The following is a 14,058-nucleotide window of genomic DNA, read 5'->3' as shown; positions in this document are numbered from 1 at the left end:
TGAGCTGAGTAGAGGAAGCAACAGTGCCACGTTCACTGAAAAAAGGTCCTTTTATCGATCTTCACCTGATTAAGAAGGTCGAAGCGGCGATCGAGAGTAATGATCGTCGTCCGATCAAAACCTGGTCACGTCGTTCAATGATTATGCCGGAAATGGTTGGTTTGACTCTGGCTGTTCACAACGGGCGTCAGCACGTACCGGTCCTGGTCAACGAAGAAATGGTTGGTCATAAACTTGGCGAGTTTGCAGCAACACGTACTTACCGTGGTCACGCTGCCGACAAAAAAGCTAAAAAGCGCTAATCGAGGTATACGATGGAAGTAGCAGCAAAGTTAAGCGGTGCTCGTCTGTCGGCGCAAAAAGCGCGTTTGGTAGCAGATCAAATTCGCGGTAAAGGCGTTGAAGACGCTCTTGATGTTCTTGCTTTCAGCAACAAGAAAGGCGCAGAAATTATCAAGAAAGTGCTCGAATCTGCAATTGCAAACGCAGAGCATAACGAAGGCGCTGATGTTGACGAATTGAAAGTGTCGACAATTTTTGTGGATGAAGGTACCAGCTTGAAGCGCATCAGACCGCGCGCCAAGGGCCGTGCCGACCGCATTGTCAAACGCACTTGTCACATCACCGTTAAAGTAGCCGACAAGTAAGAGAGCAGGCGTTATGGGTCAGAAAGTACATCCGAACGGTATTCGTCTGGGAATCGTCAAAAAGCATACTTCTGTATGGTATGCCGATGGTACTGATTACGCAGACAAACTGAACATCGATCTGAAAGTGCGTTCGTACATTCAGAAAAAACTGGCGAGTGCCTCTGTTAGCCGCGTAGATATCGAGCGTCCGGCCAACACTGCTCGCATTACCATTCACACTGCCCGTCCGGGTATCGTGATCGGTAAGAAAGGTGAAGATGTTGATAAATTGCGTGCTGACATCAGCAAGCAAATGGGCGTGCCAGTGCACATCAATATTGAAGAGATTCGCAAGCCGGATCTGGACGCAGTATTGGTAGCGCAAAGCGTAGCCCAGCAACTTGAGCGTCGTGTAATGTTCCGTCGTGCTATGAAGCGCGCGGTACAAAACGCCATGCGTCAGGGCGCTGAAGGTATCAAAATCCAGGTGGGTGGCCGCTTGGGTGGTGCCGAGATCGCTCGTAGTGAGTGGTATCGTGAAGGTCGCGTACCTTTGCATACTCTGCGTGCAGATATTGATTATGCAACTGCAGAAGCCAGCACCACCTACGGCATCATCGGTGTAAAAGTATGGATTTTCAAAGGTGAAGTTATCGGTGACGTAGTAGAAACCGAAGCTGCATCCAAGAAAAAACCTGCAAAATCCAAGTAAGGAGTACGCATAATGTTACAACCTAAGCGTACAAAGTTTCGCAAGCAAATGAAGGGCCGCAACCGCGGTCTGGCCCAGCGTGGCTCCAAAGTTAGCTTTGGTGATTTTGGCTTGAAAGCAACTGGTCGCGGTCGCATTACTGCTCGTCAGATCGAAGCAGCACGTCGTGCGATGACTCGTCACGTTAAGCGTGGCGGTAAAATCTGGATCCGTGTGTTCCCGGACAAGCCGATTACCGAAAAGCCTCTGGAAGTTCGTCAGGGTAAAGGTAAAGGTAACGTGGAATACTGGGTAGCGCAAATTCGTCCGGGCAAAGTTCTTTATGAAATGGACGGTGTGAGCGAAGAGTTGGCTCGTGAAGCATTCTCTCTCGCAGCGGCGAAATTGCCTGTTACAACAACCTTTGTTAAACGTTCGGTGATGTGATGAAAGCTTCAGAACTCCGCGAAAAGTCCGTCGAAGAGCTGAATGGCGCACTTCTGGACCAATTGAAAGAGCAGTTCAAGCTGCGTATGCAAGCTGCAACCGGTCAATTGGCTCAGTCTCACTTGCTTGCGCAAGTTCGCAAAGACATTGCTCGGATCAAGACTGTGCTCAACCAAAAGGCAGGTAACTAACGATGACCCAGGAAACAACACTGGCTCGCGCACTGACCGGTAAGGTCGTTAGCGACAAGATGGATAAAACCATCACTGTTCTGATTGAGCGCCGTGTAAAGCACCCGCTTTATGGTAAGTACACTACCAAATCGTCCAAAGTAAAAGCTCACGACGAAAACAACGAATGCAAAATTGGTGACGTTGTTACAGTTGCTGAGTCTCGTCCTCTGTCTAAAACCAAGACTTGGACTTTGGTTAATATTGAAGAGCGCGCCACCGGAGTCTGATAGACTCCTGGCGACTTAAAGTTTCGGAGACGGACGATGATTCAAACAGAAAGCTACTTAGATGTTGCTGACAATAGCGGTGCTCGCCGTGTCATGTGCATCAAGGTTCTTGGCGGTTCCCACCGTCGCTATGCCGCAGTGGGCGACATCATCAAAGTAACCGTAAAGGAAGCAATTCCTCGCGGTAAGGTGAAAAAAGGCCAGGTAATGAAAGCAGTTGTCGTGCGCACCAAAAAAGGTGTGCGTCGCCAAGACGGTTCATTAATCAAGTTTGACGATAATGCTGCCGTACTGCTGAACAACCAGGATGCTCCGATCGGTACCCGTATTTTCGGACCCGTAACTCGTGAGTTGCGTGGCGAGAAATTTATGAAAATCATTTCTTTGGCTCCGGAAGTGCTCTAAGCACTTTCCTCACCAGAGAACCGAGGGCAGACAAATGCGTAAAATTAAACGTGATGACGAAGTGATTGTTATCGCCGGTCGCGACAAGGGCAAACGTGGTAAAGTAGTTCGCGTTTTGGCCGAAGATCGCCTGATCGTATCCGGTGTTAACATCATCAAAAAACACCAAAAGCCAAACCCGCAACTGGGCGTGGCTGGTGGAATTGTTGAAAAAGAAGCCTCAATTCATGCTTCCAATGTTGCCATCTACAACAGTGCAACTCAGAAAGCTGATCGTGTTGGCTTCAAGGTCCTTGAAAATGGCGACAAAGTTCGTGTTTTCAAATCCAATGGCGAAGCCGTAGGGGCGTAATGAAACATGGCTAGGCTAAAAGAACTGTACAAAAAAGAACTTGCCCCCAAGCTGGTAGAAGAGCTCGGTCTGGCAAACGTTATGGAAGTGCCACGCATCACCAAAATTACCCTGAACATGGGTGTAGGTGAAGCTGTTGGTGACAAGAAAGTGCTTGAGAACGCGGTTAATGACCTGGTTAAAATTTCCGGTCAGAAAGTCGTTGTCACAAATGCTCGCAAATCTATTGCGGGTTTTAAAATTCGTGACGGCTGGCCAATCGGTTGCAAAGTAACTCTGCGTAGTGATCGGATGTATGAGTTCCTGGATCGCCTGATTGCTGTAGCCATCCCACGTATTCGTGACTTCCGCGGTATCAGCCCGAAGCAGTTTGATGGTCGTGGTAATTTCTCCATGGGCGTGACTGAACAAATCATCTTCCCTGAGATTGATTACGATAAAGTCGACAAACTGCGTGGTTTGGATATTTGTATCACAACCACAGCTCGAACAGACGAAGAAGGTCGTGCGCTGTTAAAAGCGTTCAACTTCCCGTTCAAAGGCTAAAGGTAACGTTATGGCTAAGAAATCGATGATTGCACGTGAAGTCAAGCGTGCAGAAACCGCTAACAAGTTCGCCGCCAAGCGCGACGAGTTGAAAGCAATTATCGTGAGTCCTTCGTCTACTGAAGAGCAGGTGTGGGAAGCGCAAATCAAATTGCAAAAGATGCCTCGTGATGCCAGCCCTTCACGTCAGCGTAACCGTTGCCGTGTAACCGGCCGTCCTCATGGCGTTTACCGCAAATTCGGCTTGTGCCGTCATAAATTGCGTGAAGCGGCCATGCGCGGTGATGTGCCGGGTCTGGTTAAAGCCAGTTGGTAAGCCAACGGCTTAATTTTAGGAGCAAAATCTGATGAGCATGCAAGATCCGTTAGCAGATATGCTGACCCGCATTCGCAACGCGCAAATGGTGGGCAAGACTTCTGTGACCATGCCATCTTCAAAATTGAAGATCAGTGTGGCAAAAGTACTCTCTGACGAGGGTTACATCAATGGTTTTTCCGTTAGCGAAGCTGCTAAGCAGGAACTGACTGTTGACTTGAAATATTTTGAAGGCAAGGCAGTAATCGCCGAGCTTGACCGTGTGAGCCGTCCTGGCCTGCGTAATTATGCCGGGAAAGCCGGGTTGCCAAGCGTTCGCGGTGGTTTGGGTATCGCGATCGTTTCAACCAGTAAAGGTGTTATGACTGATCGTGCTGCTCGCGCTGCTGGCGTGGGCGGTGAAGTCCTCTGCACAGTATTCTAATTGGGAAATCGTCATGTCACGAGTTGCAAAAAGTCCGGTTGAAGTACCTGCTGCAGTCAGTGTTACCCTGAACGGGCAATCACTGTCTATTAAAGGCGGCAAAGGTACATTGGCGCTCGAAATCCATCCCAGCGTTGAAGTGAAGCAGGACAGCAATGTCCTGACCTTCGCTCCTCGCGATGGCGCCAAGCAGTCTGATGCATTAGCGGGTACTACCCGTGCTCTGGTAAATAACATGGTTATCGGTGTAAATCAGGGTTTCGAAAGAAAACTGACACTGGTAGGCGTGGGTTACCGTGCTAAAGCAGAAGGCAACACTGTAAACCTGTCTGTTGGTTTTTCTAACGCGGTGAACTACAAAGTTCCTGCTGGCGTTACCGTAGAGACCCCCAGCCAGACTGAAATTGTACTGAAGAGCGCTGACAAGCAATTGCTTGGTCAGGTTGCTTCTGAAATCCGTGCATTCCGCGAGCCAGAGCCGTACAAAGGCAAAGGTATCCGCTACTCGGATGAAACAGTACTGCGTAAAGAAGCCAAGAAGAAGTAAGGGCCAAGGTTATGAGCGATAAGAAGTTATCTCGTCTTCGCCGTGCGCGCCGTGCCCGTGCAAAGATTCGTGAACTGAACGTTACACGTTTGTCGATTCACCGCACACCGCGTCACATCTATGCACAAGTTATTTCAGAGGATGGTTCAAGAGTCGTAGCAAGCGCCTCTACTCTTGATAAAGATCTGCGTAGTGGTAAAACAGGTAATGCTGATGCCGCAAAAGCAGTAGGTGCTCTGATCGCAGAGCGAGCCAAAGCTGCCGGCGTTACCCAGGTTGCGTTTGACCGTAGTGGTTTCAAATACCACGGTCGTGTTAAAGCTCTGGCCGATGCTGCGCGTGAAGGTGGACTGGAATTCTAAAGGTTAAGATATGGCTTACTCCAAGAAAGATGAAGACAACAGCGAAGGCTTGCAAGAGAAACTCGTTCAAGTAAATCGTGTTGCCAAAACTGTTAAAGGTGGTCGTATCTTTGCTTTTACCGCACTGACTGTTGTTGGTGACGGTAACGGTAAAGTCGGCTTTGGCCGTGGCAAGGCGCGTGAAGTGCCTGCTGCGATCCAGAAAGCAATGGAAGCCGCTCGTCGCAACATGATCACCGTTGAATTGAATGGTGACACCCTGCAGTACCCGACCAAAGGTGCACATGGCGCTTCCAAAGTGTACATGCAGCCTGCTTCCCAGGGTACCGGTGTTATCGCCGGTGGTGCAATGCGTGCGGTTCTTGAAATTGCCGGCGTTCAAAACGTATTGTCCAAGTGCTACGGTTCTACCAACCCGGTAAACGTTGTACGCGCTACTTTTAACGCACTGAAATCAATGACTTCTCCGGAAGCTGTTGCTGCAAAGCGCGGTAAATCAGTAGAAGACATTCTTAACTGATCGGCCTGCCGATTACTTATGACGGAATACGACCATGTCTAAGAAAATGATTAAAGTGACTCAGATCAAGAGCACTGCAGGCCGGTTGAAGAACCATAAAGCCAGCGTTGCCGGATTGGGCTTGCGCCGTATCGGTCACACTGTCGAAGTAGAAGATACTCCGTCAGTTCGTGGCATGATTAATTTAGTGAACTATCTGGTCAAGGTAGAGGGTGAATAAGATGCGTCTGAATACGCTAAGTCCTGCACCCGGTCGCGTACGTGAGAAGAAGCGTGTAGGCCGTGGTATCGGTAGCGGATTGGGTAAAACCGCAGGTCGTGGTCACAAGGGTTTGAAATCCCGCTCTGGTGGCTCGGTAAGACCTGGTTTCGAAGGCGGTCAAATGCCTTTGCAGATCCGTCTGCCCAAGTATGGTTTCTCTTCTCGCATTGGCCGCGTTACTGCAAAAATTCGTCTTTCCGAATTGAACGCAGTAGAAGGTGGTGTAATCGACCTGGAAACTCTGAAGCAAGCTGATGTCATCGGTGTTAACGTCAAGCGCGCAAGAATTTTTGCGTCTGGCGAGTTGAAGCAAGCTGTTACTGTGAAAGGCCTTGCAGTAACCAAGGGTGCCAGAGCTGCGATTGAAGCCGCTGGCGGGAAAATCGAGGAATAAACGAGGCGCGAATGGCAACTCCGAATCTGCCGTTAGCCAATCAAAGAGGCTTGGGCGAGCTATGGGCTCGCCTTCGCTTTCTGTTTTTAGCTATCGTCGTTTACCGTATCGGTACTCATATTCCGGTTCCAGGACTGGATCCAGAGCGTATCGCTAACCTGTTTAACCAAAGCCAGGGAACCATCCTGGGTTTGTTTAACATGTTCTCCGGTGGTGCTCTGGAGCGTATGAGTATTCTGGCATTGGGTATCATGCCTTACATTTCTGCTTCCATTATCATGCAGCTACTGGCTGCGGTAACTCCGTCACTGGAGCAGTTGAAGAAAGAAGGTGATGCAGGCCGTAGAAAAATCAATCAGTACACCCGTTACTTTACGGTAGTTCTTGCTACTGTTCAGGGTCTGGCGATGACTGTCGGCTTTTCATCCTACGCTTACGGTGGTGAACCAGGATTCTCTTTCTACTTCATCGGTATCGTATCTCTGGTAACAGGCGCGGTATTTATGATGTGGCTGGGTGAGCAAGTTACCGAGCGCGGAATTGGTAATGGTATTTCCATGCTGATTTTTGCCGGTATCGTTGCCGGATTGCCTGGAGCGATCGGTCAAACGTTCGAAAGCGCGCGTCAGGGTGATCTGCACCTGTTAATGGTTCTGGTTATTGCCGCACTGGCTTTGGCTGTTATCTGGTTTGTTGTACGTATTGAGCGCGGTCAGCGCCGCATTACGGTAAACTATGCCAAGCGCCAGCAAGGTTACGCCGCACAAAGCAGCCACTTGCCGTTAAAAGTGAATATGGCTGGTGTAATCCCGGCGATTTTTGCCAGTAGTATTCTGTTGTTCCCTGCGTCCATTGCGCAGTGGTTCGGTCAGGGTGGCGAAGGTCTCGGTAGTGAAATTCTTCAGGAAATTGCGCTGGCACTTGGCCAGGGTCAACCACTGAACATTTTACTGTTTGCGGTAATGATTGCGTTTTTCTGCTTCTTCTACACGGCGTTGATGTTCAACCCGAAAGAAGTTGCCGATAACCTGAAAAAATCCGGCGCGTATATTCCTGGTATTCGTCCCGGTGAGCAATCTGCCAAATATATTGATAGTGTTCTGACCCGGTTAACTGTGGTAGGCGCTATTTATATGTCGGCCGTTTGTCTCCTGCCACAGTTCCTGATCGTTGCTACCAATGTGCCTTTTTATCTCGGTGGCACATCGTTACTGATCGTGGTGGTTGTGGTTATGGACTTTATGTCTCAGGTCCAGGCACATCTGATGTCTCATCAGTATGATTCACTGATGAAGAAGTCAAACTTAAAGGGATATGGCAGCGGAAACGTTCGCTAATCCGGTATTTTGAGGTTGGATCATGAAAGTTCGTGCTTCTGTTAAAAAGATTTGTCGCAATTGCAAAATGGTGCGTCGTAATGGTGTTCTGCGTGTTATCTGTAACGTAGAGCCGCGCCACAAGCAGCGTCAGGGCTAAAACATTCTGTTTTCAGTCGGTAGCGGGCAGATAAACTCTATCTGCCCGTTTGCTGATTGGAGCAAAGCTGTTTTGCCCACTGGGGGCGTTGACTGTCGCTTGACCGGAAACGGTCAGGCTATTGTTTTTGGGTAATTTTTCAGCTATGCTGCGCGCCCTTTTGGTGTGTTGGCGTGGCGTTAATTGCTGTCAACGCTGCAATTTATGTGTTACTGGAGTAATTTGAATGGCCCGTATTGCTGGTGTAAACATACCAGATAACAAACACGCGGTTATCTCTCTGACTTATGTCTACGGGATTGGCCGTACTACAGCGAAGCAAATCTGTGCCGCCGCTGGTATCTCTGAAGATACCAAAATTGGTTCTCTCTCTGAAGAACAAATGGACACAGTACGTAACGAAGTAGCCAAGTTCACCGTTGAGGGTGACTTGCGCCGTGTTATATCTATGAACATTAAACGCCTGATGGATCTGGGTTGCTACCGTGGCCTTCGTCATCGTCGCAGCTTGCCGCTCCGTGGTCAGCGTACTAAAACCAACGCTCGTACCCGCAAAGGTCCGCGTAAGCCAATTAAGAAATAATTGCTGCTTACGTTAGTCATTCAAGTACGGTAACAACAGGTTAGGAAGAGATTGCTATGGCGAAGCCAGGTAATAAAACCGCAACGAAAAAGAAAGTCAAAAAGACGGTGGTTGATGGGGTTGCCCACATCCATGCTTCTTTTAACAACACGATTGTCACTATCACAGACCGTCAGGGTAACACCCTGAGCTGGGCTACCTCCGGTGGTTCAGGTTTCCGTGGCTCTCGTAAATCTACCCCGTTTGCAGCGCAGGTTGCTGCTGAACGTGCCGGTGAAGCCGCTAAAGAATACGGCTTGAAAAACCTCGACGTTGAAGTGAAGGGCCCAGGCCCGGGTCGCGAATCTGCTGTTCGCGCTCTGAACAATGTTGGTTACAAAATTACCAACATCACTGACGTTACGCCGATTCCTCACAACGGCTGTCGTCCGCCGAAGAAACGTCGCGTTTAAGGGGGATTTCATAAATGGCACGTTATATTGGTCCAGTTTGTAAGTTATCCCGTCGCGAAGGCACTGACCTCTTCCTGAAGAGCGGTGCTCGTGCGCTGGATTCCAAGTGTAAAATTGAAACCGCACCGGGTCAGCACGGCCAGCGTCGTGGACGCTTGTCCGACTACGGTGTTCAGTTGCGTGAAAAGCAAAAAGTTCGTCGTATTTACGGCGTACTTGAAAAGCAATTCCGTGGCTACTACAAAGAAGCTGCCCGTCGTAAAGGCGCTAGCGGTGAAAACCTGTTGAAGTTGCTCGAATCCCGTCTCGATAACGTTGTTTATCGTATGGGCTTTGGTTCAACTCGTGCGGAATCCCGCCAATTGGTTTCTCACAAAGCTATTATCGTAAACGGTAAAACCGTTAACGTAGCTTCTTACCAGGTCGCCGCTGGTGACGTTGTTGCTGTTCGCGAAAAAGCCAAGAACCAATTGCGTATCCAAAACGCAATTAACCTGGCTGGTCAGCGCAGCAATGTTGAGTGGGTTGAAGTAAACGCAGAGAAGAAAGAAGGCGTGTTCAAGCGCATTCCGGATCGTGCTGATTTACCAGCTGACATCAACGAAAACCTCATCGTCGAGCTTTACTCCAAGTAAGGGACTAACCGCTAACAGGTGTGGCTATGCAGACAGCAGTAAACGAATTTTTGACCCCGCGTCATATCGATGTTTCAGAGAGCAGCCCGACCCACGCTCGCGTGGTTCTGGAGCCTCTGGAGCGTGGTTTTGGACATACGCTTGGCAATGCTTTACGTCGCATTCTGCTTTCTTCCATGGCCGGCTGTGCCATTGTTGAGGCAGAAATTGACGGCGTGTTGCACGAGTACAGTGATATCGAAGGTGTTCGGGAGGATGTGATTGAAATCCTGCTGAACCTCAAAGGTGTTGCTGTGATCATGCACGGTAAAGACCAGGCTGTATTGACCCTGAGCAAAAAAGGCCCCGGCGTTGTAACAGCTGCGGATATTCAACTGGATCATGATGTAGAAATTAAAAATCCTGATCACGTTATTGCCAACATTACCGGCAATACCGAGTTGAAAATGCGTTTGACCATTGCTCGTGGCCGTGGTTATCAGCCAGCTGACAGCCGTCGTCGTGATGATGACGAAAGTCGTGCAATTGGCCGTTTGCAACTGGATGCTTCTTTCAGCCCGGTACGTCGTCTGGCGTACTCTGTTGAAAGTGCTCGTGTTGAACAGCGCACCGACCTGGATAAGCTGGTTCTGGACCTGGAAACCAACGGTACCATTGATCCGGAAGAAGCGATTCGTCGTGCAGCTACTATTCTGCAACAGCAACTGGCTGTATTCGTTGATCTTGAAGGCGAAAAACAATCAGTTCCTGAGCAGAAAGAAGAAGCTATCGATCCGGTGTTGTTGCGTCCGGTTGATGATCTGGAATTGACCGTGCGTTCAGCTAACTGCCTGAAAGCTGAAAACATCTATTACATTGGCGATTTGATTCAGCGCACTGAAGTTGAGCTGTTGAAAACACCAAACCTCGGTAAGAAATCTCTTACTGAAATTAAAGATGTTCTGGCTTCTCGCGGTTTGTCTTTAGGTATGCGTTTGGAAAATTGGCCACCGGCCAGTTTGCGAAACGATTAATTATTAATTCGCCCGTTAACTCTCTTCGGTGCGGGCGATTAACGAGACCACATAATAGTGGTCCATTTTGAAGGAATTGAGTCATGCGTCATCGTCTTAGCGGTCGTCAACTTAACCGTAACGCTTCTCATCGTAAAGCTATGTTCCGCAACATGTCTGCGTCACTGGTTGAGCATGAGTTGATCAAAACCACTTTGCCAAAAGCTAAAGAGCTGCGTCGTGTTATCGAGCCGCTGATTACTCTGGCTAAAGTTGATAGCGTTGCAAACCGTCGTCTGGCTTTTGCTCGTCTGCAAAGCAAAGAAGCGGTAGGTAAGTTGTTCAGCAACCTCGGTCCTCGTTACCAGGGTCGCCCAGGTGGTTATGTGCGTATTCTTAAGTGCGGTTTCCGTTCTGGCGATAAGGCTCCTATGGCCTACGTTGAACTGGTAGATCGTCCTGCTCGTGCGGTTGAAACTGCAGTAGAAGCTGAATAAGTTTCTGTTTCATCCCCATAAAAAAACCGGCTTCGGCCGGTTTTTTTATGCCTGTAATATTTTGCTGAAATCATTTGCATCTCTGTCAGATGTTTCTGTAAATAATTTACAGGTCGCGTTAACTTGTATTTCTGTATTTTTTGCAGAGATAGTTGCGAGCGGATGGCGGCATAAGACTTTCAAAATCTTATGCCGCATTGATTTTATTTTTTACGCTTACTGATCCCTTTGGCTGTTTTGCGGGTGTTTGCCAGCATGGGTTTAAGGAAGCGGCCCGTGTGAGAGTGTTCCAGTTCTGCAATATCTTCCGGCGTGCCGGTGGCAATAATTTCACCGCCGCCGCTACCGCCTTCCGGGCCCAGATCGACAATCCAGTCGGCGGTTTTAATCACATCCAGATTATGCTCAATAACCACTACGGTATTGCCGTGATCGCGCAGACGATGCAGCACATTCAACAGTTGCTGGATATCGTAGAAGTGCAAACCGGTGGTGGGTTCGTCGAGAATATATAAGGTCTTGCCGGTATCGCGCTTGGACAGCTCTTTGGCGAGTTTTACCCGCTGGGCTTCGCCGCCGGAAAGCGTCGTCGCTGCCTGCCCCAGGCGGATGTAGGAAAGGCCTACGTCGATCAGGGTTTGCAGTTTCTTCTCAATAGATGGCACCGCTTCAAAGAAGTTGTGCGCGTCTTCTACCGTCATATCCAGTACTTCATGGATATTCTTGCCTTTGTATTTCACGTCGAGGGTTTCGCGGTTGTAACGCTTGCCCTTGCAAACGTCACAGGGCACGTAAACGTCGGGCAGGAAGTGCATCTCTACCTTGGTTACGCCATCGCCCTGACAAGCCTCGCAGCGGCCGCCTTTGACGTTAAAGCTGAAGCGGCCTGGCTGGTAACCGCGTGAGCGCGCTTCCTGGGTGCCGGCAAACAACTCACGCACCGGTGTAAAAATACCGGTGTAGGTGGCGGGGTTGGAGCGCGGTGTGCGGCCAATAGGGCTTTGGTCGATGTCCACGCACTTATCAAACAGATCCAGCCCGTGAACAGCGGTGTGGGCAGCCGGTTTCAGGGTGCTGGCGCCGTTCAGTGCGGTCGCTGCCAGCGGGTGCAGGGTGGCGTTGATCAGCGTCGATTTGCCGGAGCCGGATACACCGGTAACGCAGGTCATCAAACCGACCGGAATCTCCAAGGTGACATCTTTCAGGTTGTTGCCGGTAGCGCCTTCAAGCCGCAATACATTGGCCGTATCAAAAGGATGGCGTTCTGACGGTACTTCAATGGCTTTGGCGCCACTAAGGTATTGGCCGGTGATGGAGTCCTTGTTGGCCATAATCGCTTTAACATTGCCCTGGGCAATCACCATGCCGCCGTGAACGCCGGCGCCCGGGCCAATATCAATTACGTGGTCGGCCTGACGAATAGCATCTTCATCGTGCTCAACCACAATAACGGTGTTACCAATATCGCGCAGATGGGTCAGGGTTTTCAGCAGGCGCTCGTTATCGCGCTGATGCAGGCCGATAGACGGCTCGTCGAGAATGTACATAACGCCCACAAGACCGGCGCCAATCTGGCTGGCGAGGCGGATACGCTGGGCTTCACCGCCGGACAGCGTATCGGCGCTGCGGCTGAGCGTCAGGTAATTCAGGCCTACATCCACCAGAAAGCGGAAGCGATCGCGCAGCTCTTTCAAAATCTTGTCGGCGATGCCGGCTTTGCGGCCGGTGAACGCCAGCTGCTGAAAATAATCGTAAGCGGTAGCGATCGGTAAATCGGCAATCTCCGGCAGGGTGCGCTCATCAATAAACACGTTGCGCGCTTCGGTACGCAGGCGGGTGCCGTTGCAATCCGGGCAGGGTTGGCTGGACAGGAATTTCGCCAGTTCCTCGCGCACCATGCTGGATTCTGTATCGCGGTAGCGGCGTTCCATGTTCGGCAGCACGCCCTCAAAGGCATGGCTGCGCTGATACACATCACCACGATCATTGATGTACGTGAACTCGATAACGTCGCTGCCGGAGCCGTTCAAAATGGCATTTTTAAAACCGGCTTTCAGTTTTTTCCAAGGGGTGTCGACACTGAAACCGTAATGGTCTGACAGCGACGCCAACATATGGAAATAGTAAACATTGCGCTTGTCCCAGCCGCGAATAGCGCCATCGGTTAATGAGGCTTCCGGGTTCAGGATTACTTTTTCTTCGTCGAAGAATTGCTTCAATCCCAAACCATCACAACCAGGGCAAGCACCGGCCGGGTTATTAAAGGAAAACAGGCGGGGTTCCAGCTCGGTCAGGCTGTAATCACATACCGGGCAGGCGTGCTTGGAAGAAAACAGGCGATCGGCGCCCTTGCCATCCATTGGGCTGATAGCGGCAATGCCTTCCGACAGCTTCAATGCGGTTTCAAAGGATTCTGCCAAACGCAGTTTGATATCTTCCCGGACTTTAAAGCGGTCAACCACCACTTCGATGCTGTGCTTTTTCTTCTTGTCGAGCTTGGGCGTATCGTCGAGATCGCACAGCAGACCGTTGACGCGAACGCGGATAAAGCCATCGCGTTTCAGTTGCTCAATAATGTGCAGGTGCTCGCCCTTGCGATCGCGCACCACCGGCGCCAGCAACATCAGCGCGGTACCTTCGGGCATTGCCAGCACGGTATCGACCATCTCGCTCACGGTCTGGGCAGTAAGCGGTTCGTGGTGAATGGGGCAGCGCGGTTCACCCACGCGGGCATACAGCAAACGCAGGTAATCATAAATTTCGGTAATGGTGCCCACGGTAGAGCGCGGGTTGTGCGAGGTAGATTTTTGCTCGATGGAGATGGCAGGGCTCAGGCCTTCCACATGATCCACATCGGGCTTTTCCATCATCGACAAAAACTGACGGGCATAGGTGGACAGCGACTCAACGTAACGGCGCTGGCCCTCGGCGTAGAGCGTGTCAAACGCCAGAGACGACTTGCCGGACCCGGAAGGGCCGGTGATGACAACCAGCTTGTCGCGGGGGATATCCAGATCAATGTTTTTCAAATTGTGGGTGCGAGCACCCCTGACAATAATGGTATCCAT

General features: G+C 50.3%; 24 protein-coding genes. 23 read left to right on the top strand and 1 reads right to left on the bottom strand.

Going from position 1 to position 14,058, the window contains the following annotated elements:
* The first annotated feature begins 23 nt into the window (after positions 1–23).
* From rpsS to rplQ, 23 genes are all read left to right on the top strand, one after another.
* The gene (rpsS, locus tag C4F51_RS15615) at positions 24–302 is read left to right on the top strand and encodes a 30S ribosomal protein S19 (protein ID WP_193911371.1); all 279 of its coding nucleotides are present in this window, start codon (positions 24–26) and stop codon (positions 300–302) included.
* A 12-nt stretch (positions 303–314) separates the two neighbouring features.
* Positions 315–647, top strand: a complete 333-nt coding sequence (rplV, locus tag C4F51_RS15610; RefSeq protein WP_193911369.1) for a 50S ribosomal protein L22 — start codon at positions 315–317, stop codon at positions 645–647.
* Positions 648–660: 13 nt separating this feature from the next.
* On the top strand, positions 661–1,341 hold the full coding sequence (rpsC, locus tag C4F51_RS15605) for a 30S ribosomal protein S3 (protein ID WP_193911367.1): 681 nt from the start codon (positions 661–663) through the stop codon (positions 1,339–1,341).
* A gap of 12 nt (positions 1,342–1,353) precedes the next feature.
* Complete coding sequence (gene rplP, locus C4F51_RS15600; protein ID WP_193911365.1) at positions 1,354–1,767, top strand: 50S ribosomal protein L16; 414 nt, start codon at positions 1,354–1,356, stop codon at positions 1,765–1,767.
* A complete protein-coding gene (rpmC, locus tag C4F51_RS15595; RefSeq protein WP_193911364.1) occupies positions 1,767–1,958 on the top strand; it encodes a 50S ribosomal protein L29 in 192 nt (63 codons plus the stop codon). Before rplP ends, rpmC begins: the two co-directional genes overlap by 1 nt.
* A gap of 2 nt (positions 1,959–1,960) precedes the next feature.
* Positions 1,961–2,227 carry a 30S ribosomal protein S17 gene (gene rpsQ / locus C4F51_RS15590; RefSeq protein WP_193911362.1) on the top strand — a complete coding sequence of 89 codons (267 nt, stop codon included), beginning with the start codon at positions 1,961–1,963 and terminating at the stop codon, positions 2,225–2,227.
* A gap of 36 nt (positions 2,228–2,263) precedes the next feature.
* A complete protein-coding gene (gene rplN / locus C4F51_RS15585; RefSeq protein ID WP_007644480.1) occupies positions 2,264–2,632 on the top strand; it encodes a 50S ribosomal protein L14 in 369 nt (122 codons plus the stop codon).
* Positions 2,633–2,666: 34 nt separating this feature from the next.
* Positions 2,667–2,984, top strand: a complete 318-nt coding sequence (gene rplX / locus C4F51_RS15580; RefSeq protein WP_193911360.1) for a 50S ribosomal protein L24 — start codon at positions 2,667–2,669, stop codon at positions 2,982–2,984.
* Between the two features lie 6 nt (positions 2,985–2,990).
* The gene (rplE, locus tag C4F51_RS15575; RefSeq protein ID WP_193911358.1) at positions 2,991–3,530 is read left to right on the top strand and encodes a 50S ribosomal protein L5; all 540 of its coding nucleotides are present in this window, start codon (positions 2,991–2,993) and stop codon (positions 3,528–3,530) included.
* Between the two features lie 10 nt (positions 3,531–3,540).
* A complete protein-coding gene (rpsN, locus tag C4F51_RS15570; protein WP_193911356.1) occupies positions 3,541–3,846 on the top strand; it encodes a 30S ribosomal protein S14 in 306 nt (101 codons plus the stop codon).
* A 31-nt stretch (positions 3,847–3,877) separates the two neighbouring features.
* On the top strand, positions 3,878–4,270 hold the full coding sequence (gene rpsH, locus C4F51_RS15565; protein WP_193911354.1) for a 30S ribosomal protein S8: 393 nt from the start codon (positions 3,878–3,880) through the stop codon (positions 4,268–4,270).
* 13 nt (positions 4,271–4,283) lie between these two features.
* Positions 4,284–4,817, top strand: a complete 534-nt coding sequence (rplF, locus tag C4F51_RS15560) for a 50S ribosomal protein L6 (protein ID WP_193911352.1) — start codon at positions 4,284–4,286, stop codon at positions 4,815–4,817.
* Between the two features lie 11 nt (positions 4,818–4,828).
* Positions 4,829–5,179, top strand: a complete 351-nt coding sequence (gene rplR, locus C4F51_RS15555) for a 50S ribosomal protein L18 (protein ID WP_193911351.1) — start codon at positions 4,829–4,831, stop codon at positions 5,177–5,179.
* A gap of 10 nt (positions 5,180–5,189) precedes the next feature.
* Positions 5,190–5,699 (top strand): 30S ribosomal protein S5, encoded by a 510-nt coding sequence (gene rpsE / locus C4F51_RS15550; RefSeq protein ID WP_193911348.1) that lies wholly within the window; start codon positions 5,190–5,192, stop codon positions 5,697–5,699.
* A 34-nt stretch (positions 5,700–5,733) separates the two neighbouring features.
* Entirely contained in the window at positions 5,734–5,919 is a 186-nt protein-coding gene (gene rpmD / locus C4F51_RS15545; protein WP_193911347.1) for a 50S ribosomal protein L30, read from the top strand.
* 1 nt (position 5,920) lies between these two features.
* Positions 5,921–6,355, top strand: a complete 435-nt coding sequence (gene rplO, locus C4F51_RS15540) for a 50S ribosomal protein L15 (protein ID WP_193911345.1) — start codon at positions 5,921–5,923, stop codon at positions 6,353–6,355.
* A gap of 11 nt (positions 6,356–6,366) precedes the next feature.
* Positions 6,367–7,692, top strand: a complete 1,326-nt coding sequence (gene secY / locus C4F51_RS15535; protein WP_193911343.1) for a preprotein translocase subunit SecY — start codon at positions 6,367–6,369, stop codon at positions 7,690–7,692.
* 22 nt (positions 7,693–7,714) lie between these two features.
* Entirely contained in the window at positions 7,715–7,831 is a 117-nt protein-coding gene (gene rpmJ, locus C4F51_RS15530) for a 50S ribosomal protein L36 (protein WP_039912586.1), read from the top strand.
* A 226-nt stretch (positions 7,832–8,057) separates the two neighbouring features.
* Positions 8,058–8,414 carry a 30S ribosomal protein S13 gene (rpsM, locus tag C4F51_RS15525; protein WP_193911341.1) on the top strand — a complete coding sequence of 119 codons (357 nt, stop codon included), beginning with the start codon at positions 8,058–8,060 and terminating at the stop codon, positions 8,412–8,414.
* A 56-nt stretch (positions 8,415–8,470) separates the two neighbouring features.
* Positions 8,471–8,866 carry a 30S ribosomal protein S11 gene (gene rpsK, locus C4F51_RS15520; RefSeq protein ID WP_087466547.1) on the top strand — a complete coding sequence of 132 codons (396 nt, stop codon included), beginning with the start codon at positions 8,471–8,473 and terminating at the stop codon, positions 8,864–8,866.
* Positions 8,867–8,880: 14 nt separating this feature from the next.
* Positions 8,881–9,501, top strand: a complete 621-nt coding sequence (gene rpsD / locus C4F51_RS15515) for a 30S ribosomal protein S4 (protein WP_193911339.1) — start codon at positions 8,881–8,883, stop codon at positions 9,499–9,501.
* 26 nt (positions 9,502–9,527) lie between these two features.
* Positions 9,528–10,514 carry a DNA-directed RNA polymerase subunit alpha gene (locus C4F51_RS15510; protein WP_193911337.1) on the top strand — a complete coding sequence of 329 codons (987 nt, stop codon included), beginning with the start codon at positions 9,528–9,530 and terminating at the stop codon, positions 10,512–10,514.
* A gap of 83 nt (positions 10,515–10,597) precedes the next feature.
* A complete protein-coding gene (gene rplQ / locus C4F51_RS15505) occupies positions 10,598–10,990 on the top strand; it encodes a 50S ribosomal protein L17 (RefSeq protein ID WP_193911335.1) in 393 nt (130 codons plus the stop codon).
* A gap of 203 nt (positions 10,991–11,193) precedes the next feature.
* Here the strand turns inward: rplQ and uvrA are convergent, their stop codons facing one another.
* A complete protein-coding gene (gene uvrA / locus C4F51_RS15500; RefSeq protein ID WP_193911334.1) occupies positions 11,194–14,058 on the bottom strand; it encodes an excinuclease ABC subunit UvrA in 2,865 nt (954 codons plus the stop codon).

The organism is Cellvibrio polysaccharolyticus, assembly GCF_015182315.1.
Classification (GTDB): Bacteria; Pseudomonadota; Gammaproteobacteria; order Pseudomonadales; family Cellvibrionaceae; genus Cellvibrio; species Cellvibrio polysaccharolyticus.
Note: the sequence above shows the minus strand (reverse complement) of the source record. Positions and strands in the feature narration are given on the sequence as shown.